At 67.4% G+C, this 21369-nt stretch carries 14 protein-coding genes and 1 tRNA gene; 5 read left to right on the top strand and 10 right to left on the bottom strand.

From position 1 onward, the window contains the following. Positions 1 to 335: 335 nt before the first annotated feature. The 5 genes from thrB to IRZ30_RS03850 all read right to left on the bottom strand — a co-directional run bounded on the left by thrB (position 336) and on the right by IRZ30_RS03850 (position 6744). Positions 336 to 1235, bottom strand: a complete 900-nt coding sequence (gene thrB, locus IRZ30_RS03870) for a homoserine kinase (RefSeq protein WP_294083125.1) — start codon at positions 1233 to 1235, stop codon at positions 336 to 338. Continuing rightward, positions 1225 to 2487 (bottom strand): threonine synthase, encoded by a 1263-nt coding sequence (gene thrC, locus IRZ30_RS03865; protein WP_294083123.1) that lies wholly within the window; start codon positions 2485 to 2487, stop codon positions 1225 to 1227. The genes thrB and thrC overlap by 11 nt, the downstream gene beginning before the upstream one ends. Before the next feature lie 96 nt (positions 2488 to 2583). Beyond that, complete coding sequence (locus IRZ30_RS03860) at positions 2584 to 3543, bottom strand: ABC transporter permease (RefSeq protein WP_294083121.1); 960 nt, start codon at positions 3541 to 3543, stop codon at positions 2584 to 2586. A gap of 33 nt (positions 3544 to 3576) precedes the next feature. Beyond that, positions 3577 to 4536 (bottom strand): ABC transporter permease, encoded by a 960-nt coding sequence (locus IRZ30_RS03855; RefSeq protein ID WP_294083120.1) that lies wholly within the window; start codon positions 4534 to 4536, stop codon positions 3577 to 3579. 342 nt (positions 4537 to 4878) lie between these two features. Further along, entirely contained in the window at positions 4879 to 6744 is a 1866-nt protein-coding gene (locus IRZ30_RS03850) for a peptide ABC transporter substrate-binding protein (RefSeq protein WP_294083116.1), read from the bottom strand. Positions 6745 to 7120: 376 nt separating this feature from the next. Between IRZ30_RS03850 and IRZ30_RS03845 the strand changes: the two genes are divergently transcribed. The 5 genes from IRZ30_RS03845 to IRZ30_RS03825 all read left to right on the top strand — a co-directional run bounded on the left by IRZ30_RS03845 (position 7121) and on the right by IRZ30_RS03825 (position 11689). After that, positions 7121 to 7194, top strand: a tRNA-Arg gene (locus IRZ30_RS03845). Between the two features lie 74 nt (positions 7195 to 7268). Next, positions 7269 to 7850 (top strand): ribosome-associated translation inhibitor RaiA, encoded by a 582-nt coding sequence (raiA, locus tag IRZ30_RS03840; protein ID WP_294083113.1) that lies wholly within the window; start codon positions 7269 to 7271, stop codon positions 7848 to 7850. 973 nt (positions 7851 to 8823) lie between these two features. Then, positions 8824 to 10071: a glycosyltransferase gene (locus IRZ30_RS03835; protein ID WP_294083111.1), complete on the top strand. Its 1248-nt coding sequence runs from the start codon at positions 8824 to 8826 to the stop codon at positions 10069 to 10071. Positions 10072 to 10269: 198 nt separating this feature from the next. Next, complete coding sequence (gene trxA / locus IRZ30_RS03830; RefSeq protein ID WP_294083109.1) at positions 10270 to 10977, top strand: thioredoxin; 708 nt, start codon at positions 10270 to 10272, stop codon at positions 10975 to 10977. A gap of 1 nt (position 10978) precedes the next feature. Beyond that, positions 10979 to 11689, top strand: coding sequence for a phenylalanine--tRNA ligase beta subunit-related protein (locus tag IRZ30_RS03825; protein WP_294083107.1), 711 nt, complete (start codon positions 10979 to 10981; stop codon positions 11687 to 11689). A gap of 249 nt (positions 11690 to 11938) precedes the next feature. Here the strand turns inward: IRZ30_RS03825 and IRZ30_RS03820 are convergent, their stop codons facing one another. The 5 genes from IRZ30_RS03820 to abc-f form a co-directional block, all read right to left on the bottom strand. Beyond that, the gene (locus tag IRZ30_RS03820) at positions 11939 to 12721 is read right to left on the bottom strand and encodes an enoyl-CoA hydratase/isomerase family protein (RefSeq protein ID WP_294083105.1); all 783 of its coding nucleotides are present in this window, start codon (positions 12719 to 12721) and stop codon (positions 11939 to 11941) included. Between the two features lie 9 nt (positions 12722 to 12730). Next, positions 12731 to 14977 carry a 3-hydroxyacyl-CoA dehydrogenase NAD-binding domain-containing protein gene (locus IRZ30_RS03815; RefSeq protein WP_294083103.1) on the bottom strand — a complete coding sequence of 749 codons (2247 nt, stop codon included), beginning with the start codon at positions 14975 to 14977 and terminating at the stop codon, positions 12731 to 12733. Further along, positions 14974 to 16566, bottom strand: coding sequence for a long-chain fatty acid--CoA ligase (locus IRZ30_RS03810; protein WP_294083101.1), 1593 nt, complete (start codon positions 16564 to 16566; stop codon positions 14974 to 14976). The genes IRZ30_RS03815 and IRZ30_RS03810 overlap by 4 nt, the downstream gene beginning before the upstream one ends. Before the next feature lie 378 nt (positions 16567 to 16944). Continuing rightward, on the bottom strand, positions 16945 to 19551 hold the full coding sequence (gene secA, locus IRZ30_RS03805; RefSeq protein WP_294083100.1) for a preprotein translocase subunit SecA: 2607 nt from the start codon (positions 19549 to 19551) through the stop codon (positions 16945 to 16947). A gap of 108 nt (positions 19552 to 19659) precedes the next feature. Continuing rightward, complete coding sequence (abc-f, locus tag IRZ30_RS03800; protein ID WP_294083098.1) at positions 19660 to 21321, bottom strand: ribosomal protection-like ABC-F family protein; 1662 nt, start codon at positions 21319 to 21321, stop codon at positions 19660 to 19662. Between the last annotated feature and the right edge of the window lie 48 nt (positions 21322 to 21369).

Here is a 21369-nt window from a genome sequence, read left to right as displayed (position 1 = left end):
CCTGATCGACCGCGTGCAGCGGCAGGTCCACGAGGATGTGCCGCTCATCCCGATCTACGCCCACCTGGAGATCGACGTCAGCCGTCGCTACGTGCAGGGGCTCGACCCCGGGCCCGTCGCCGGCCTCTGGTGGAACCCAGAGGAATGGTGGGTCAACCGCAGCGAGGCCATTGACTAGCGCACCGGACGAGGCGGTGGGCTCGTGCCCGGTCGGGATGGGGCGCGACAGGGTGGTGACAGTCTCCGCCCCGCGAAGGATCGAGTGCGCCAGAAGGCGGGAACCCCGAACGCCCGCAGGGGCACTCTGGGCGCTGCATTGTGTCGTGGGGCCACCGCTACTGAGGCGTCGCGGTTAACACCCGAGCCCCGTCCGCCTCCACCGGGAGGTCAAGCGCGACCCCGGCCAGGCCGTTTTCGGCAGCGGCGGCCGCGAGGGCGATCCGCACCGCCTCGGCGGCCGAGGGGTCGGCCAGGGCGAGCACGGACGGCCCTGCGCCGCTCAGACTTGCGCCATAGGCCCCCGCGGCGCGAGCAGCCGCGATCAGGTGCGGGAGGTAGGGGAAAATCCGCGCCCGGTACGGCTGGTGCAGGCGATCGTCCATCGCCTCGGCGAGGTGCTCGAAGCGTCCCTCCACCAGCGCCAGGACCAGCAGCGCGCAGCGCGCGGCGTTGGCGACGGCGTCGGCACGAGGCATCGACTCGGGCACCACCGCACGCGCTTCCCGCGTGAGCGCAGTCCGCTCCGGCACGAAGACGACCGCTCGCAGCGGCTGCGCCAGCGTCAGCGGACGGTAGAGCCATCCCGACGCGGTCGGCACCGCCAGCGCCACACCCCCGAAGAGCGCCGCGGCGACGTTGTCCCCGTGGCCCTCCGCCTCGCAGGCGAGCCGCAGCAGCGCCTCGCGGTCCAGTGGGTCGCCCAGCAGCCGGTTGCCGGCCACCATCCCGGCCACGAGCGCCGCAGCCGAACTGCCCAAGCCGCGCGCCACCGGGATGTCGCTTCGCACCCACAGCCGGCAGCCCGGGCACGGCCGCCCCGCCGCCGACGCAACGCGGCGCAGGCCGTCAAGGACGAGGTCGCCGCCACCCCGGAGATCAGGGCCGTCCACGACGACCGGCTCCCCTTCGGCCGGCTCCACCTCGACCTCCAGGTACAGCCCGACCGCGATCGCCAGGATGTCGAAGCCGGGACCGAGGTTGGCCGACGAGGCCGGAACGCGGACACTAAAGGACATCTCCCAGGATCTCCTCCAGCGCAGCCGGCGTTGGGTCGATCACCTGCGGCGGATTGGCCAGCGAGTGATGGGCGGCGTCCGGCCCGAGGTGGTAGTTCATGACCGCGTCCGTGTCCTTCATGAGGTGTCCGGTCAGGATTCCAGCCACACTCGCGCCGACCGGGATCACCCCGTCCGACACGAGCTGGCGCAGTCCGGCAAGCGTCGCCGCGGACGCCGGCTCGCAGCCGATGCCCGCGCGGTCGATCCGCGCCTTCGCCTCCATGATCGCCTCGTCGGACACAGCCGCCACGACCCCGTTCGTGACCTCGATGGTGCGCCGCGCCTTGGCGTAGCTGACCGGGTCGCCGATGCGGATGGCCGTCGCCACCGTCTCGGGCGTCACCGGATGGTACTCCCGGAAACCCGCGCGGTACGCCTGGTAGAACGGCGCCGCGCCGGCGGCCTGGATCACCGCCACGCGCGGCAGCCGCCCGATCACCCCGGCCTCGTGCAACTCGGTCAGTGCCTTGCCGATCGCGGACGTGTTGCCCAGGTTCCCACCCGGGAGGACGATCCAATCGGGCGTCTCCCAGCCCATCTGATGCAGCAGCTCGAAGACGATCGTCTTCTGCCCCTCCAACCGGAAGGGGTTGATCGAGTTGAGGAGGTAGATGCCGTAGCGCTGCGCCGCCTCCTGCACCAGCGCCATCGCCGCATCGAAGTTACCCCGGATCTGCACGATGCGGGCGCCGTAGGCGATCGTCTGGCCGAGCTTTGCCGCGGAGATCTTCCCCTCGGGGATGAAAACGATGGCGGGCAGCCCGGCCGCCGCGGCGTACGCCGCCACCGAAGCCGACGTGTTCCCGGTCGAGGCGCAGGCCACGATCTGTGCACCCACCCACAGCGCGTGACTGGTGGCGACGGTCATGCCCCGGTCCTTGAATGAGCCGGTCGGGTTCTCGCCCTCGTGCTTCAGCACCAGGCGCGCGACGCCCGCCCACGCCGCCAGGCCGGGGACCTCGTACAGGTTCGTGTTCCCTTCGGGTTTGGTGACGATGGCCGCGTCAGGGAGGGGTGGCAAGAGTTCGCGGTAGCGCCAAACGCCGCTGTGGTCGAACCCGGTGAGCGCCGTCAGGCGGCGATCGAAGGCCGAGCGGTCCAGCGGGCCGGTGCGCTCGATGACGACGTCGAGCAGACCACCGCACTGGCAGCGCGTGACCAACCGGTCAGCCGGGTACGTTTCCCCGCAGTCTACGCAGCGCAGGTGCACCTCGCAGTCCCCTCTCGCTCCCCCGTGCTTACAGAGCGACGGCACAGGCGGAACGCCTGTGCCGCGCTCGATACCATTGTACCGCGTCCCGTGCGGCTAGAGCGTGTGCTGGGGATCGATCGCGTCGCGCAGCCCGTCCCCGATGTAGTTGATGCTGAGGACCGAGAGGAAGATGACCAACCCGGGGAAGAGCACGAGGTAGGGCGCGATCTGGATATACTCCTGCCCCTCGTAGAGCAGCCGGCCCCACGTCGGCGTGTCCGGCGGGAAGCCCAGACCGAGGAAGGAGAGGGTCGACTCGGTGATGATCGCCGAGCCGACGCCCAGCGTCGCCGCCACGATCACCGGGCTAAGCGCGTTGGGCAGGATATGCCGGAAGATGATGCTGGCGGTTCCCGCCCCCATACAGCGCGCGGCCTCGATGAATTCCTTCTCCTTGAGCGACAGGAACTCCGCGCGCACCAACCGCGCGACCGGCATCCACGACAGGACACCAATGATGCCCACGATCAGGATGAACATCCCGATGAGGATCCCGAACGTCTTCTGCATCGGGTCCCGGAAGAGGTAAATCACCAGCAGCAGAAGCGGGAGGGTCGGCAGCGCCAGGAAGAGGTCCGTCAGGCGCATCAGCGTCGAGTCAATGAAGCGCCCGAAGTAGCCGGAGATCGCCCCGATGAGCGTGCCGAGGAAGATCGACACAAGCATCGCCACGACCCCCACCGAGATCGACACCCGTCCGCCCCACAGGATGCGTGCGAAGACGTCGTGGCCCAGGGTGTCGGTCCCCATGGGGTGTTGCAACGACGGCCCCTGCATCGCGTTGACCACGTCGATGGCGGTGGGGCTCTGGTCCCACAGCATCGGCCCCACAATCGTGGCCACGATGAAGAAGAAGAGGACGAAGGTGCCGGCGAGCGCCAGCTTGTGGCGACGGTACTGTCGCCAGGCGTTACTCCAGAGTGAACGCGGCTTCTTCGCCGCCAGCGCCCCCACCTCTGCGAGCGTGTCGGCCCTGGTTGACGCCTGCACGCTGGACTCCGTAACCTCAGACATTGCTCTCTGCCTCCTCGAAGCGGCGCACCGCGCCTATGAGTACTTGATCCGCGGGTCGAGGACCCCGTAGATAACGTCTGCGATCAGGTTGAATACGACGATCAGCACGGCGAAGATGAACGTGATCGCCATCACCACCGGCGTGTCACTGTCGTAAATCGCGGTAATCAACAGTGAACCGATCCCCGGCACCCGGAAGATCTGCTCGGTCACGACCGCGCCGGTGAACACGGCCGGCACGCCCAGCGCGATGATGGTCACGACCGGGATCAGGGCGTTCCGCATCGCATGTCGCGTGATGACTGCCCGCCCCGGCAGCCCCTTCGCCCGCGCGGTCCGCACGTAGTCCAGGTGAATCGTCTCCAGCATCGAGGCGCGCACGTAGCGCATCAGCGACGCCGCCTCGAAGAGGGCCAGCACCGCGATCGGCATGATGGCCTGTTCAATGCGTTCCCATACGCCGAGAAGGCCTGGCGTGTTGATAGTCGAGCGATAAATGGACGGTAACCAGCCGAGCTTCACGCTGAAGATGATGATCAGCAGCAAGCCGGTGAAGAACGTGGGGAGCGAGAAGCCGATGAAGGCGATGGTGGTCGCCACGTTGTCGAAGATGGAGTACTGCTTCACCGCCGACAGTACGCCGATCGGGATCGCGACGAGGACCGAGATCAGGTAAGCCGTCCCGATCACATACAGGGTTGTCGGCAGCCGCATCTTGATCAGATCGAGCACCGGCGAGCGACTGCGGAATGAGTAGCCGAAATCACCCTGCACGACCTGACGGAACCACTTCGCGTAGCGCACCGGGATGGGATCATCGAGCCCCAGATTCTTTCGGATGTTCTGCCGCACTTGGGGTGGGACGGCGGGGTTGTTGGCGAACTCCGACAAGGGGTCACCCGGCGCCAACGCCAGGATCGTGAACACCACCATACTGATCGCGATCAGGGTCGGGACCGCGATAATAAGCCGGCGAATAATGTACCTCGTCATCGAGCTTGCTTCTCCTGCTCCGCCCTCTTGCCACAGGAACCGCCGCTCAGCGGCTCAACCCAGCCACACAGGCCGACGCCCTGGACACCGCATTAATCGTCAATTTCTACGCGGCCGGGCCACATCGGCACCAAGCACAGACCGTAGAACAGGTTCCACTGAAAACGTCGCTGTTCAGGATAGCGGATTACGGGCTTCTCGTCTACTCACATGCCGGTTCAGTTTCGTCGAGCGCGTACGACGGGGTCGCCACGGGTTGGCCGGGACGCGCACTACGTGGCCCGCGATCGCTCCGCCCGGCCGGGCGAACCGGAGCCGATCGCTGCTGCCGGAACCGCTCGCTCACCCCTCGGTGCGCACCCAGTTCGCGATGTTCCACAAGTTCGACGTCCAGGGTGACAGTTCCAGACCGGACAGATTCTTGGCCTGCCCCTGAACGTTGTTGCGCTGGACCAGCGGGATAGACGCCACGTCGGTGACGACGAGTTCATTCATACGCGTGATGAGCTCGACCTGGCGCTGTTCGTCAAGCTCGGTGTTGGCCTGCTGGTAGAGCTGGTCGTACTCGTCGTTCTGCCAGCGCTCGTAATTGTTGCCGGACCAGTTGTTGTCCTTCTGGGCGATGTTGCTCGGGTCACCCCACCACGACGCCATGTAATCGAGGGGATACGGCGAACTGGGGTTGTTGGTGAACATCTCCAGGTCGGCGTAGAAGTGCGCTGCGGTATCCGGATTGCCGGCTTCGGACGAGAAGAAGACGCCCGACTCGATCGACTTGAGCTGCACGGAGATGCCAAGCTGCTCGAACGCAGCCTTGACGATCTCCTGTGTCTGCTGACGCACCGGGTTCACCGTCGTCTGGTAGACGATCTCCATCCGGACGCCGTCCTTAGCGCGGATGCCGTCCGGTCCCCGTACCCATCCCGCCTCGTCGAGCAGGCGTCCGGCTTCCTCCAGGTCAAACCGCCACGACGTGTTCTGGGAGACGAACTTCGGCGGCGCGACGAGGACGTTGGGGGTCGCTTCCCCACCGCGCCCGTAGAGCTGCTCGGCGATCACGTCCCGCTGCACGGCCAGCGCGTACGCCTGGCGCACGGCAAGGTCCGACTGCCACGGGTGGGGCGTGCCCAGGTGGGAGCGCTCACCGTTGACCTCGGTCCGTGGGTCGGACAGGTTGACCAAGATTCGCTCGACGCTGTTGCCGGGCGTCACCGACGCGATACCCTCGCCTTCCGCCTCCAGCGACGCCAGCACCTGCTCCTGCACTTGCAGGTTCCAGGCAAAGTCCACTTCGCCTGTCTGGATCGCGGCGCGGGCCGCGCTGGTCGCGTCGCCGCCACCCTTCAACTCCACCTGAGCGAAGAATGGCTTCCCCTCCTCGCGGTAGTTGTCGTTCACGGAGTAGAGGACGACGTCGCCCGGGCGGAATTCGTCGACCTTGAAGGGCCCGGTGCCGATCGGCATCAGGTTGAACGGAGCGTTTCGCGCCTCTTCCCCGACGTAGTCGCGAAGAACGTGTTCCGGAAGGATCATCCCATAGGGGCCGACGAAGACGTTGAACCAGCCCGGCGTCGGATCGGTGAAGTGGATCACCACCGTGTAGTCGTCGGGGGTCTCGATCGACTCGATACCCCGGTAGTAGCTCACCGTGGTTGCGGTCGTTTGCTCGTTGATGACGTAGTCGTACGTGAACTTCACGTCGGCGGAGGTGAACGGCTCGCCGTCCGACCAGACGACCCCTTCCTTGAGCCGCCAGGTCACGCTCAGCCCATCTTCCGCGACACCCCCGTTCTCGAGACTGGGGATCTCGGCAGCCAGCTTGGGCACCAACTGGGCGTTGATGTCGATGTCAGCCAGCGGCTCAAGCACCACCGCGGCGGCATCGAAGTCCTTCGTGCCCTGCGCCAGATGAGGGTTGAGGATCGTCGGAGCTTGCCACCAAAGGAGCTTCAGCAGGCCACCCTGCCCACGCTGGCCGGCCGGTGCGGTACCAGGGCTCCCGCTCGGGGTCTGCTGGGCCGCACCTCCACCGGTGGTGGGCACCGCCGTTTCGCTCGTACCCCCGCCCCCGCCTCCGCAAGCGGCAAGGAGCGACGCCAGCACCGGCGCGCCAAGACCGAGTGCGGCACCACGCCTGAGCACCTCGCGGCGATTGAGTCGACCGGCCCGGATCTCCGCAAACAACTCGTCGACGTCGCGGCTACGCATGGAACGATCTCCTCCTCAGCTAGTTCGACGCCACGATGCTCGCTGGAGGCACACCCGATACTCGCGCCCGGGCGGTGCAAGCAGCGGTTCGATCGCTTCGAGCGTGGGTCCACCTCCTCACACAGCCCATCTACCCGATCTGCGTCGCACGAACCGCATTCCACCAGACAGCCAGCTTGTGCTGAAGAAGCATGCGAAAACGAGGCAGTGACATGCGCGTTCCGCGAATAGTGCCCATTCTAGTAGCGTGTCAGAGCAGGTGTCAAGTGGCGGAGTTGAGGGGCACCTGTGACGGGAACGGCAGCGTGGCCCCCGCTGGAAAGGACGGCTGCAAGCGGGTAAACTTACAATGTAGTCCGCGTCGCGGCGTGGCCGTGCCCGCGTAGCTCAGCGGATAGAGCCGGGGCGTCCTAAGCCCTGTGGTCGGGGGTTCGAGTCCCTCCGCGGGCGCCGTGCATCAGGCCGGTGGAGCAGGACCTGCTGCACCGGCCAACGGCTCGAGCGGAACCGCGAAGGAGGCCGCCGTGGACGTCCAGATCAAATCCCGGAACCTACGCCTCACCGACGCCCTCCAGGAATATATCCAAACCCGCCTGCAACGCCTCGACAAGATCGACCAGAAAGTGACCGACGCCAAGTTCGAGATCCGCTCGGAGCGGAACCGCACCGGCGGTGAGCAGATGGTGGCCCAGTTCACGATCGCCACCAAGGACGCCATCCTCCGCACCGAGGAGAAGAACCGCGACATCCACGTCGCCATCGACCTCGCCATCGAGCGCATGGAGCGACAGATCCGCCGTTTCCGTGACAAGCGCGTCTTCTACCGCCGCCGCCAGGCCCAGATGGCAGCCGAAGCCGGTGAGTTGCTCCCAGCCGGCACGCTTGACGGCCTCGACGTCGCTGACGAAGAAGAGACCCCGACCGAACTGCTGGTGCGGCGCAAGCGCTTCAAGATTCAGCCGATGAGCGAGGAAGAGGCCATCGAACAGATGGAGCTCCTCGGCCACGACTTCTTCGTCTTCTTCAACCCCGATCTGGCTGAGATCAACGTGCTCTACCGTCGCCGTGACGGGCTCTACGGGGTCATCCAGCCCGACCTCGCATAAGTGTCGAGCTGCGACCGTCGGGAGCCGGAGCGCCCGGATGCCTCCCCGACATCCTCGCCACCCGGTTCCCGGCGGCTGACAACCGATGCCGGCTCAACGCGCTGAGACATCCGCCACACAAACAGCGGGGCTACCCACAGGCAAATCCGTGCCGAGAGATGCGCGGCTTCCCCCGCAATTGCCGACATCCTCCCGTCTGCCTGCCGCTTCGTCCCGAGCCCGCCTCAACGGTCTCGTGCGACCCCGACCGTCTCCGCGATGGGTCGTGAACGGATCCCCGTGCGGGGGCACGCGCCCAGGGGGTGGCCCAGTTTGACGAGGTGTTGGAGTGTACGGGCGCGGCCCGTGCCCGGGGGTTGGTGGCGTGAGGATCCCCGCGTCGTGGACCGTGCCGAGCGGCGGAGTCCATCATGCCGAGGCGCCAGTCCTGCGTCGCTCCAGCCGGCATGAGCCGGCTTTCCTTGTCAGCCCGGCGGCTTCAGCCCCGCGCACGCGCCGAGCAGCGAACATCCAACGAACTCGTCAAACTCCAGTACCACCGGGCACGCGCAGCCCCCATACACCCCTCGAATTCGGCACACTCCATCAGCCCCAGGCACACGCTCGTACCGCTCACCCACCACATGTGAACCGCCTGCACTCGTTCGACCCATTGACCTCCCGCCCAGGGCGCGTCCTAAGCGCCCCACCGGTCCACACCGGGGCGGGAATGCGCCGACTTGTCGCGACGTTGTATGCTAGCAGTGCCGACTTACGAGGCTCGGGTCGCTCTGCGGTGATGACACGCCGCAGCGTGGGAGCGCGCGAGGACGGCACTGCGAAGCTGTCCGGGATTTATGACGTGGGTCCGGGCGGCCAGGTCGGCCAGCATCATGGGTCAAGTGGGGCCGGGGGAAGGTAGTACACGCGGGTGCAAAGCGCACAGCAAATCACATCACCGCTCTTCGTGCCTCCGCACGTGGAGCGGGTTGCGATGATCTCGGTCCACACGTCTCCCTTCGCCATGTTCGGCGGGCGAGACGCGGGCGGCATGAACGTCTACGTGCGGGAGCTGAGCCGGCACCTCGTCGAACGAGGCGTTGCCGTCGACATCTATACCCGGCGCACGGATCGACTCTCCCCGCAGATCACGCCCATCATGGAGGGTATGCGCCTGATCCAGGTGGAGGCTGGCCCGCCTCACCCAATCGACAAGGACTCCTTGTTCTGCTATCTCCCGGAGTTCGCGAGCGACGTCGCCTACCTCGCCATCAGCGAGGGGCTCCGCTACGACGCCATCCACGCCCACTATTGGCTGTCAGGCTGGGCCGGCCACCTGCTTCGCCGCTACATCGACGCGCCGCTCGTCTTGATGTTCCACACGCTGGCCCACCTGAAGAACGCCGTGGCTCAAGATGAGCACCGCGAAACCACCCTCCGTCTCCAGGTGGAGCGCCGTCTCGTGGACCTGGCCGATGCCATCATCTCGGCCAACCCCGATGAGCGCGAAGAGATGATCCACCGGCTCGGCGCGGACCCGGCACGCATCCACACCGTTCCGCCGGGCGTCGACCTGGAGCGGTTCCGCCCCGCGGACGGCTACGCCGCGCGTCACCGTCTCGGCCTGCCGGATGGTCCCCTCGTCCTCTTCGTCGGCCGCATCGACCCGGTGAAGGGGATCGACACCCTCTTCGACGCCTTCCGGCGCCTCGTCCACGACCATGAGTGGGAGGGACCAGCGCCCAGGCTCGTCTTCGTCGGCGGGTTGATCCAGATCGACGACCACGGCTCGACGATGGACGCCGACCTGCAACGGCTGGCCGCCCGGGCCGAAGCGCTCGGCCTCTCGGACTACGTCCTCTTTCACGGCGCCCAGCCCCGCGAGCGGCTGCCGCTCTACTACAACGCGGTGGATGTCTGCGCCGTCCCTTCGCGCTACGAGTCGTTCGGGCTGGTGGCCGTCGAGGCGATGGCCTGCGGCACCCCGATCGTGGCCTCCCGCGTCGGCGGGTTGCGGTTCACCATCGAGGACGACATCTCCGGCCTGCTCGTCCCGCACTCCGACCCCGCCGCGCTGGCCGCGGCCCTGCGCCGCGTGCTGATCGACCACGATCTGCGATCCCGCATGCAGGTCGGTGCACGTCAGGCGGCCGTCCACTTCTCGTGGCAGACGATCACCTCGGCAGTGCTCGGGGTCTACGAGCACCTCGCCGCAGCAAATCCGGTCATCGCGTCGGCGTGATGCGTGATGCGTCACACGTCATACGTCATGCGTCATACGTGACGCGTTTTGCGTATTGTGTGTTCCTCCCCTCTCCCCTTGTGGGAGAGGGGTCGGGGGTGAGGGGAACGCAACACGGAATACGCAACACGCATCACGTATGACGTATGACGCATGACGTATGACACTGCTTGGGTGACGAAAGGAGCACGCAACTCGATGCCTGCCGTAATCGATCCCAGCGTCTGTGATCGAAACTTCGCCGGATGCTTCCCGGCCCGGCGCTGCCCGGAGCAGGCGTTCTTCTTCGATGCCGCCACCGAGCAGGTGGTCATCGACAGCACCCTCTGCGGCACCTGCCCCGGTCCCTGCGTCAACTTCTGCGACCGCTACGCGATCCGCTACACCCCGGACCCGGACGAGTTTGAGGTCCTCAAGGCGCGTACCCTTGGCGAGATGACCGAGGCCGAAGCCGCCGAGGCGCTGGCCAAGCGCAAGGAAGAGCGGGCCGCGGCCAAGGCGGCGGAGGAAGCGGCGAAGAACGCGGTCATCGAGGTCACGACGGCTACGTTCGACGCCCAGGTCCTGCAGGCGGACATCCCGGTCGTCGTCGACTTCTGGGCACCCTGGTGCGGCCCCTGCAAGATGATGGCGCCGGTCTTCGAACGGCTCGCCGAGCAGTACCGCGGTCTGGTGCGGTTCGTGAAGGTGAATGTCGACCAGGAGCCGTCGCTGGCGATGCGGTACCGGGTGCAAGGGATCCCGACCCTGGCGTTCTTCTGGCAGGGCCAGCTCGTCAATATCCACGTAGGCGCCCTGCCGGAGTCCGCGTTGCAGACAGCCGTCTACCAGTTCCTCAGCGCGGTCCGTGCCCAACAGCAGCAACAGCAGACGGCGGCGACCGAGGACACCGTCCAGGAGGTCTAGCGTGGCTGCACCGGTCTTCCGCATCGACCCCGAAATCTTCAACCTGGTCCCCACGGCCCGGTTCTACGCCGTGGTCGTGCGCGGGATCGACAACCGCCGCGGCGCCGCGGCGGCAGCCGCGCGGCTGGCGGAGGCGACGGCCGCGGTCCGCGAGAGCTTCGACGGCCGCGATCCCAAGTCGGCGCCGGAGATCGCGGTCTGGCGCGACGTCTTCGGCGCCCGCGGCTGGACTCCGAGCAAATACCTCAGCTCCATCGAGGCCCTCGTGCGTCGCGTGGTGAAGACCGGAAGCATCCCGAGCATCAACCCAGCCGTCGACCTGGGCAACGCCGCATCCCTCACCTACCTCGTCCCCATCGGCGCGCACGACCTCGGCACCGCACCCGACGGAATCACCGTCCGGCTTGCCGGGCCGGACGACGTGTTCCGCCCGATGGGGGACGCGCCGGACGAGACACCCGACCAGGGCGAGATCGTCTACGCCCACGGCACCGATATCCGGACGCGCCGCTGGGTCTGGCGGCAGAGCCGCACCGGCCTGGTGAGCCCGGAGACGACCGACCTGCTGTACCCCATCGACGCTTTCGCCGGGATCACCGACGACGCCGCCCGGCAGGCAGCGGAAGCGCTGTGCGACATGGTTCCGGCGCTCCTGGGTGGTCACGCAATGCTGGCCTACCTCGACGCTGCCCACCCCGAGCTTCGCGACTGACCCGGCGGCGTGGCCCACTCCGCTGCCGCGAGCCCTTGGGAGTGCCGAACGTGTCTGGTCCGATCGATCAGGCACCGGCCCCAGTAGGTTCCCACGAATGCGCTGAGAATCTACTGGGGCGGGCGGATTCCGTCCGGTCGTTCACATGGCCGCGGAGGAGGGCCAGCCCATCGGCAGAGGGGCTGTCGGCGATCTCATGGATAGTCCGCTTTTTGCCGTGGCCCTCCCCACGCGCAATCCGCTCCGCGGTCAGGACGATCGCCGCTGGCGTCGTTCGAGGAACGACCGGATCGCGCCCTGAGCCTCTTCCGTCTCGAAGACGCGCAGGAAGTGCTCGCGCTCGAACGCCACCCCGGCGTCCCAGGGCATTTCCCGACCGAGCTTGACCGCTGCCTTGGCGGCCCGCGTCGCCGCGGGCGAGTAGCCGGCGATCTCGTTCGCAAGGGCCATCGCCTCATCGACGTACCGGTCCACCGGAACGACGCGGTTCACCAGTCCCAGACGCAGCGCCTCGTCGGCGGAGACCTCTCGGCCGGTCAACACCAGCTCCATCGCGAGCGGCTTGCTCAACCGCCGGGCCAAGTGCTGGGTTCCGCCTGCGCCGGGGATCAGCCCGAGGCGAATTTCCGGGCTGGCAAAGCGGGCCGTCTCCGACGCCACGATGAGGTCACACGCGAGCGCCAACTCGAAGCCGCCACCGAAGACGTAGCCCGACACGGCGGCGATTATCGGCTTGTCGAAACCCCAGATCGTCGCCCACTGCGGCCGATCCGAGCTTGCGCCCGTCAAGTCCCGGGACGTCACGTTCGCGAAGACGTCGACGTCGGCGCCGACGGAGAACGCTCGCTCGCTACCGGTCAGCACCACGACACGCACCTCGTCGTCGGCACGTGCGTTCTCCAGCGCGCCGGCAATCTCGCGCATCATCTGGGGATTGATCGCGTTCAGTTTCTCGGGCCGATTCAGTCGAAGAACGAGGACGTGACCCGTTCGCTCGGTCAGGATCGTCTCCATCACTCGCTTCCGCTCCATGAGCCCGTGCTACCGTCGACGTGCCGTGGCCTCGCGCACCACCGTTTGCAGCCGCGCGCGCACCTCGCCGTCGCGGAGCGCTTTCGCCCACGCCTCTCCCTCGTACGCCAGCGCGTCGGCGATGGGGATGCCGCCCGCGACGTTGGTGACAGCCTGCGCCCAGACCTCTCCGATGGCGCTCGGGAGGCCGGCATGCTCGGCGATCTGCGCGACACGTGCGCGGAGGCTCGCCACACCACGCTCGTCCAGCGCCGGGAGGTTCACCGGCCGCGCGCGGACGCTGCTTGCCAGCGTCGAGCCCACCGCGCGAGCCACGTCCAGCAGACCGTCGCGGTTCAGACTGACCACATCGCCGGACGCCAGCACCCCCAGGCGCTGCGCCCGCGCCGCCGATAGGATCGACGTAGCCGTCGCCGTGCTGAACCACTGAAGGCCGTCGACGTCCTGCGCGGGACGTCCATTCCCAGCAGTGGCGTCTCCTTCGGAGTTCCCGGGAATCATGTCCCCGCGAGCCAGCAGACCGGTCACGGCGCCGAGTGGCAGCAACCCGGCTCCCAGCTCGGGGAAACCGAGGACGCTGGTGACGTAGGCCACCGTCCGGTCCGCCCACAGCGCGACGGTCGTCGCGGCCCCGCGCACCTGCCCGTCGAGCACGACGACGATCGGCAAGCCGGACTCAGCAAGTGCCAGGAACCCGCGCCGCACCCCGGCGATGACGTCCTCGACACCGTGCCAGTCGCCCGACTCGGCGAGCTCCAGCATCCGGCCGTATGGATAGCCAAGGCCCTCCATGCGCGGGACAAGCGCGAGCGCCTGCGGCCACGTCTCGCGGGTTGCCGAGGCGATGAGTTCCGGAAGCTGGTCGATTGCCGGCACACGAACGGCGACCACTCCGTCGCCCAAATCGTGGATCCCGCGCCGCTCCAGCTCCGCCCAGGCCCGTGCCTGTCGATCCCGCCCGGCAGTCGAGACGGTATCGAGCGGAATGACGGCGTCGCTGGCGATGCCCAGCGCGCCCCCGTCGGGATAGAAGCCACCGTGCCGCCGTGCCCGCGCGAGCAGGTGGGGCTCACCCTGGTCCGCGCTCGCGACGAGCTCGGCGGCCAGGTCGGGACCGAGGGAGCTCATCTGGCGATACGGACCAGCCGCCCAGCCGAAGCCCCACTCCAGCGCCCGGTCGACGGCCGGAAGGTCCACCGCGACGTCCGGTGTCTTGTCGAGGACGTAGCGATAAGTCCCTCCGAGCAGGGCGCGGACGTAGGAGCCGTACGGATCAGGCAGGCGGATCGCGGCCTTGAGCCGCTCGGGGAAGGGCTGGCTCAACACTTCCGCCAAGCCTGGGATCTCCGGCTCACGATACGGGCGATAGGTGCCGGTCTCGATATCGAGCGAGAGCTGGTTGTCACCATCGCGACGGAAGAATCCACCGCCCGTCTTGTCCCCGAGGTGTCCTTCGTCGAACAGCCGCCTGACCCAGGGCGGCAGTGAGTAGTCGTCGCCGGTGGACTCCTGCAAGCTCCCGGTACCCAGCACCAGGATGTCCAGGCCCGTCAGGTCGATGGTGCGGAACGTCGCGGAGCGCGGCCGACCGAGCAGCGGCCCGGTCAGGGCATCGACCTCCTCCACGGTCAGCCCGAGCTCGCCGGTCAGCCGGATGGCGAGCACCAGCGAGTAGATGCCGAACCGATTGGCAACGAAGCCGGGGCTGTCGCGGACCACAAGCGCGCGGCGGCCGAGCTGGCGCTCCAGGAAGCGGACAAACCAGTCGAAGCGGGGTCGGTCGGCCTCCGGCAGGCACGCGACCTCGGTCAGCAGCAGCGCGCGCGGCGGGTTGAAGAAATGGGTGGCGAAGAAGCGCTCGCGCCAGGAGGCCGCCTCGTCGGGAAGGAGCGACGCCAGCGCGAAGGTGGACGTGTTCGTGGTGATGAGCGCGTCGGAACGGACGACGTCCACCAGGGACCGGAAGAACGCCCGCTTGACCTCCCGATCCTCAACAATCGCCTCGAGGATCCAGTCGCAGTCTGCCAGCAGTGAGAGGTGCTCGTCGGTGTTTCCTACCGTCACGCGCTCCACGGCGTCCGGATCCAGGAACGCCCGGTTGGCCACCGCGCGTTCCAGTCCACGCCGCGCGGGTGCGTTCGGCTCGTCGTCGCCACGTACATCGAGCAGTACGACCTCGAGACCGGCCGATGCGACCACCCCCGCGATCGCACCACCCATCGATCCGGCACCGACGATCCCGACTCGACGAATCACGCCTCCTCCTCCCACACCTGATCTCGATACCGTGCGCGGAGCTCCGCCTTCGCGAGCTTCCCGGTCGACGTCTTGGCGAGCTCGTCCACAAAGATGATCTTGTCCGGCAGCCACCACTTGACGAATCGCTCCGCCAGAAATGCACGCAGCTCCTCGGCAGTCGCCTGCTGCCCCTGCCGCAGGACCACGAGCGCGACCGGCCGCTCCTGCCACCGCTCGTGCGGCACGCCGATCACCGCCGCTTCCTCGACGGCGGGGTGAGCCACCAGGGCCGCTTCAAGCTCGAGCGAGCTGATCCATTCGCCGCCCGACTTGATCAGATCCTTCGCCCGGTCCACGATCTTGATGTAGCCCTCTTCGTCGATGACCGCCACGTCGCCCGTCGCCAGCCAGCCGTCGTGGAACGATTCGGCACTCTCCCCCAGGTAGTAGCTCGTCGCGATCCAGGGACCGCGGACTTGCAACTCGCCGACGCTCTTCCCGTCCCACGGCGCCTCCTGGCCGTCCTCGCCGACGACGCGTGCTTCGACGAAGGGAGCCGGCAGTCCCTGCTTCGCAAGCCAGGTGTAGCGCTCCTCTGGCGGGAACTGATCGAGCTTGACATGTGCCTGGAATCCAAGCAGCACCTCGGTCATGCCCCACCCGTGGATGGCCGTCATACCAAGCCGCTCCAGCCGTCGCAGCAGCGCCTCGGGCGCCGCGCTGCCACCGAGGACGGCCCGCAGCCGCGGCGACAAGGACCAGTGCCCCGGCTTCGCCTCCATCAAGTTCGCGATGTCGTGCCAGACGGTCGGGACGCCGGCAGCGAAGGTCGCTTGCTCGCCGGACATGAGGTCGAGCATGTCCCGCGCCTGAGGTCGCGGACCCGGCATCACGACGCGCGAGCCAACCAGCAGTGCCGCATACGGCAGCGCCCAACCGGCGACGTGGAACATCGGCACCGACATCAGGATGCAGTCGTCGCGGCTGATGGCGAACGAGATGGTCGACGTCAGCGCCAGGGAGGCCATCGCAAGCTGGCCGTGCGTCCAGAGCACGCCCTTCGGCCGGCCCGTCGTGCCCGAGGTGTAGCAGAGGAACGCGGGCGTGTCGGGAGCCATCCGTTCTCGGCCGATATCGGCACTCCCGGCGGTGAGCAGACCGTCGTATCGCTCGTAGCCCGCGCCGTCGGGCGGCTCCCCGACGACGAACACCCGCTCCAGCCGGACGCCGTCGCGGAAGGCCTCGAACACGGGGAGGAGCGACGCGTCCACGATCAGGAACCGGTCCTCGGCGTGGTTCACGATCTGCGCGAGGTCGGGCGGGTTCAGCCGCAGATTCAGCGTATGGATAACCCCGCCAACCGCCGGGATGGCGTAGTACGCCTCGAGGTGAGCAGTGCGGTTCCACAACAGGGTCGCAACCCGATCCCCCTGGCGTAACCCGGCGCGCCGCAGCCCCGCCGCCAGTTGCGCGGCCCGCCCCAGAGTGTCGCGGTACGTGGTGTAGCGGACGCTCCCGTCATCGACGCGCTCCACGATCGCCTGATTCGGGAACATCCGCGCCGCTCGGTCGAAAACAGCGTTGACCGTCAACGTCGGCCCCAGCATCCGCGTCCCTCCCGTGATCTGTGTCAGTCGCGTCCGGTGGATCCATGGTAGAGCACTTCGGTGACCCGGTCCACCGCCGAGCGGCGACGCGCTCAGCCCCGGTTCAAACCCGACAAGTGCCACGAGGAGCGACGACGTGCGTATGAGATTTCTGATCCGGCAGGCAGTGTAGCGGCGATATTCCCGACCGGTCAACGGGCGCTATCGACGGCAGGCAGCACCTGGGCACGGAGTGTAGTGCGCTCGAAGCAGACTGACCGCATGGTCGTGAACAGTGAGGTCCGGTTCCCGAGACAGGCTATGGGGACGCGCCGAATAAACACAAATCGCGGCGGGGGTTTCCCCGCCGCGATTCGCTGCTTGTCCTGGTTGCCTGCGCTAGCCCCGCGCCGCGGCGGCGCGACGGACGGCTTCCGGCGCGCCGTGGCAGTTCTTGTACTTCTTGCCGCTGCCACACGGGCACGGGTCGTTGCGGCCGACCTTCTCCTTGACTCGCCGCGGCTGCGCGCCGCCGTCGGTCGGCTGGTTTGTGACGCCGGGCTGCATCACCGGCCGCAGCAGTGCGGGCTGCAAGCGCGCCTGGTACACCAGGTGCGCCACGTCGTACTCAATGTTCTGCAGCAGCGCCTCGAACATGTGGAAGCCCTGCGTCTTGTACTCGACCAGCGGGTCGCGCTGCGCGTAGGCCTGAAGGCCGATGCTCTGCCGCATGTCGTCCATCGTCGTCAGGTGCTCGACCCAGAGCCGGTCAATCACCTGGAGCATCACCAGCCGCTCGATAGTGCGCTGGACCTCGGGGCCGTTCTGCTTCTCCCGCAGCTCGTACTCTTCCTCGGCCTTCTCGGTGAGCAGTTCGATGACCTCGTCCCGCGGGCGGTCCTCCAGGTCGCGGACCGAGATCTCCACGTGCGGCCCGACGATGCCGCGGAACGAATTGATGATCCCCTCGTAGTCCGGCTCGGCGTGACGGTCATCCGGCCAGTGGGCGCTGACGAGCACCTCGATCTGACGGCCGATGATGTCGAGCACCTGCTCCTTCAGGTTCTCACCCCGGATGATCCGCCCCCGCATGGCGTAGATGACCTCGCGGTGGCGGTTCATCACGTCGTCGTACTCAACGAGGTGCTTCCGCAGGTCGAAGTTGTACCCCTCGACCTTGGTCTGGGCGCTCTCGATGGTCTTGGTGATGAGCGGGTGCTCGATCGGCATGTCGTCTTCGATGCCGAGCTTCTCCATCAGTCCGGTGACCCGGTCGGAGCCAACCCGCCGCAGCAGGTCGTCCTCGAGCGACAGGAAGAAGCGGCTGGAGCCGGGATCGCCCTGGCGTCCGGCACGACCGCGCAACTGGTTGTCGATCCGGCGCGCCTCGTGCCGCTCGGTGCCGATAATGTGTAGCCCGCCGAGTTCTTTCACGCCCGGGCCGAGGATGATGTCGGTGCCGCGACCGGCCATGTTCGTCGCGATCGTCACCGCGCCGCGCTGCCCGGCCTGCGCCACGATCGCGGCCTCCCGCTCGTGGTGCTTGGCGTTGAGGACCTCGTGCTTGATCCCCACCCGCTTCAACATGTTCGAGAGGCGCTCGCTCTTCTCGATCGAGGTCGTACCGACCAGGACCGGCCGACCGATCGCGTGCATCTCCTGGATCTCGCGCACGACCGCGCGGAACTTGGCCTCCTCGGTCCGGTACACCTGATCCGGGTAGTCGATGCGGATCATCGGGCGGTGGGTCGGAATGACCACCACATCGAGGTTGTAGATCGTGGCGAACTCTTCCGCCTCCGTCGCCGCCGTGCCGGTCATCCCAGCCAGCTTCTCGTACATGCGGAAGTAGTTCTGGAAGGTGATCGTGGCCTGAGTGACCGTCTCGCGCTGGACGCGGACACCCTCCTTGGCCTCGATCGCCTGGTGGAGACCCTCGCTGTAGCGGCGGCCGAGCATCATCCGGCCGGTGAATTCATCGACGATGATGACCTCGCCGTCGCGGACGATGTAGTCGCGGTCACGCTGGAAGAGCGCCTGCGCCTTCAGCGCCTGCTCCAGGTACGCGGTGTACTCATAGTAACGGTCGTCGTAGAGGCTCTGGCCCTCCGGGATGCCGAGCAGCCGCTCGACCTTGTCGATACCGGCATCAGTCAGGGTCACCGTGCGGTCCTTGAAGTTGACCTCGTAGTGGACCCCCTCACGGAGCTGCCGCACGATCTTGGCGAACTGGTAGTAGCGGTCCGGCGTGTCCTGCGACTGGCCGGAAATGATCAGCGGAGTGCGCGCCTCGTCGATGAGGATGTTGTCGACCTCATCCACGATAGCGTAGTGCAGCGGCCGCTGCACCTGATCGTCGGCCGAGATAACCAGGTTGTCCCGCAGGTAGTCGAAGCCGAACTCGTGGTTCGTCCCGTAAGTGATATCGGCCAGATACGCCTCGCGACGTGAGACCGGCCGCCAGTGGTTGAGCCGGTCGTCCGGGCTGGGCTCGGGCGAGGTGTACTCCGGATCGTAGATCGCGGCGGCCTCGTGTGTGATCACGCCGACCGAGACGCCGAGCAGGTGATAGATCGGCCCCATCCAACCGCCGCCCACCCGCGACAGGTAGTCGTTGGGCGTGACCAAATGCGCGCCCTTGCCCGTGAGCGCGTTCAGGTACAACGGGAGCGTGGCGACCAGCGTCTTACCCTCGCCGGTCTTCATCTCGGCGATCTTGCCCTGGTGGAGGACGATGCCGGCCATGAGCTGGACATCGTAGTGACGCTGCCCCAGCGTCCGCTTGGCCGCCTCACGCACCGCGGCAAATGCCTCCGGCAGCAGATCGTCCAGGGTCTCGCCGGCGCTCAGCCGCTCGCGGAACTCCTCGGTCTTGGCTCGAAGTTGCTCGTTGCTGAGTCGCTCAAACTCCGGTTCTAGCTCGTTGATCTCGGCAACATCGGCGCTGAGCTCTTTGAGCGCGCGCTCGTTTGAGTCACCGAAGATCTTGCTCAGAAACTTCCGCATGAGCGGGAACCCCCGTTGTTCGCTTCAATCGTGGTCGCAATGCAGACCATGCTACAACCCCATTCTACTCCCGGGGCGCGCGTCACGTCGAACAAACCAATCGATCCCCTACCAGGCGCCCGCCTCCAGGTACTCCTCGTAGCCGGGGTAGACGCAGGCCGTCCCGCGCTCCAGCGCCACGATGCGCCCGCCGAACGTGCGGAGGAACGCCCGGTCATGGACCACCGCGAACACCGTCCCGCCGTAGGCCTCCAGCGCGGCGGCGAAGTGCTCCCGCCCCTCGATGTCCAGGTGGTTCAACGGCTCGTCGAGCAGTAAGAGCGTGCACCCTCGGAGCACCAGCAGCGCGAGCTGAAGGCGTGCCCGTTCGCCCAGCGAGCACCGCCCAACAGGCCGCAGCGCCGCGTCCCCGCTGAACAAGAAGTAGTGCAGGAAGCTTCGCGCCTCCGTCTCGCTCATGGCTCGCTCGCGCAGCGCGGTTTCCAGCACCGAGAGCGCCGGGTCGAGCGTTTCCTGTTCCTGAGCCAGCACCCCGAGGCGCACGGTCGCTCCCAGCCGCACGGTCCCGGCCGTCGGCGACAGCGTCCCCTCGATCAGGCGCAGCAGCGTGGTCTTGCCTGAGCCGTTCGGACCGACCACGGCAATCCGGTCGCCGTGCTGGACGTCGAAGCTGACGCCCGTGAAGAGCGGCGCCTGACCGGGGTACCCGAAGGCGACATCCTCCAGCGACAGGACCGCGCGCCCGCCCGGCGGCGGCTCACCGAAGTCGAGCTTCAGCCCCCACCGCGGCCGTGGTTTTTCCACCCGCTCGTCCGACTCGAGAAACCGCTCCAGCTTCTTCTCGCGCGCCTTCGCCAATGCCGCCTTCTTGCGCGCAAGCACGCGGACTCCCGGCTGCCGCGGGGTGGTGGAGCGCTCGATCGCCTGCGCCTCTCCCTTCAGGCGGCCGATGTCGCCCCGGACGCGGTTGATGTACTCCTGCTGCCGCACCCACGCTTCCCGCTGCTGCTCGGCCTCCTGCTGCCGCGCCGCGGCGAAGGCGGTGTAGTTCCCGGGGTAGGACCGCACCTGATGCGTTTCCGGGTCGAGGAAGAGGATGCGTTGGACCGTCCGGTCGAGGAACTCCCGGTCGTGCGACACGACGAGCACCGCACCCGGGAAGTTGGTGAGGAAGCCTTCGAGCCAGACGAGCGCCTCCACGTCCAGGTGGTTGGTTGGCTCGTCCAGCACCAGCATGTCCGGCTCGCGGAGCAGCAGGAGCGCAACCCCCAGCCGTGTCTTCTGCCCGCCGCTCAGGCTGGCGACGGGCCGCTCGTCATCCACCGTGCCCAAGCCGAGCCCAGCGAGAATCGCCGCAGCGCGCTGTTCGCGGTCATAGCCGCCCAGAGCTTCGAAGCGAGCGAGCGCCGCGTCATACGCGGCCAGCGCGGCGTCGCTCGCGTCGTCCGCCAATCGCGCCCCGGACTCAGCCAGCGCACGCTCGGCCTCGACCCACTCCCGCTGCGCGGCAGCGACCGCATCAGCGATGGTCAGCGCCTCCATACCCCGTAGCGCTTGGGGCAGGTAGCCGATCTCAGCGTCCCGCGGCGAACGGACGACCTCGCCCCGGTCCGGAGCCTCTTCGCCGACGATGCAGCGGAGCAGCGTCGTCTTCCCGGCACCGTTCGGGCCGATCAGCCCCACCCGCTCGCCCGCGTTCACCACGAACGAGACATCGTCGAGAATGACCTGTGATCCGTAGGACTTGGAGAGATGCTTGACGTGCAGCACGACACGCCACCCTTCATCATTGAGGCCGGTCCGGCTTCATGACGAAGG

It is taken from the genome of Sphaerobacter sp. (genome assembly GCF_019683595.1).
Lineage (GTDB): Bacteria > Chloroflexota > Chloroflexia > Thermomicrobiales > Thermomicrobiaceae > Sphaerobacter.
Note: the sequence above shows the minus strand (reverse complement) of the source record. Positions and strands in the feature narration are given on the sequence as shown.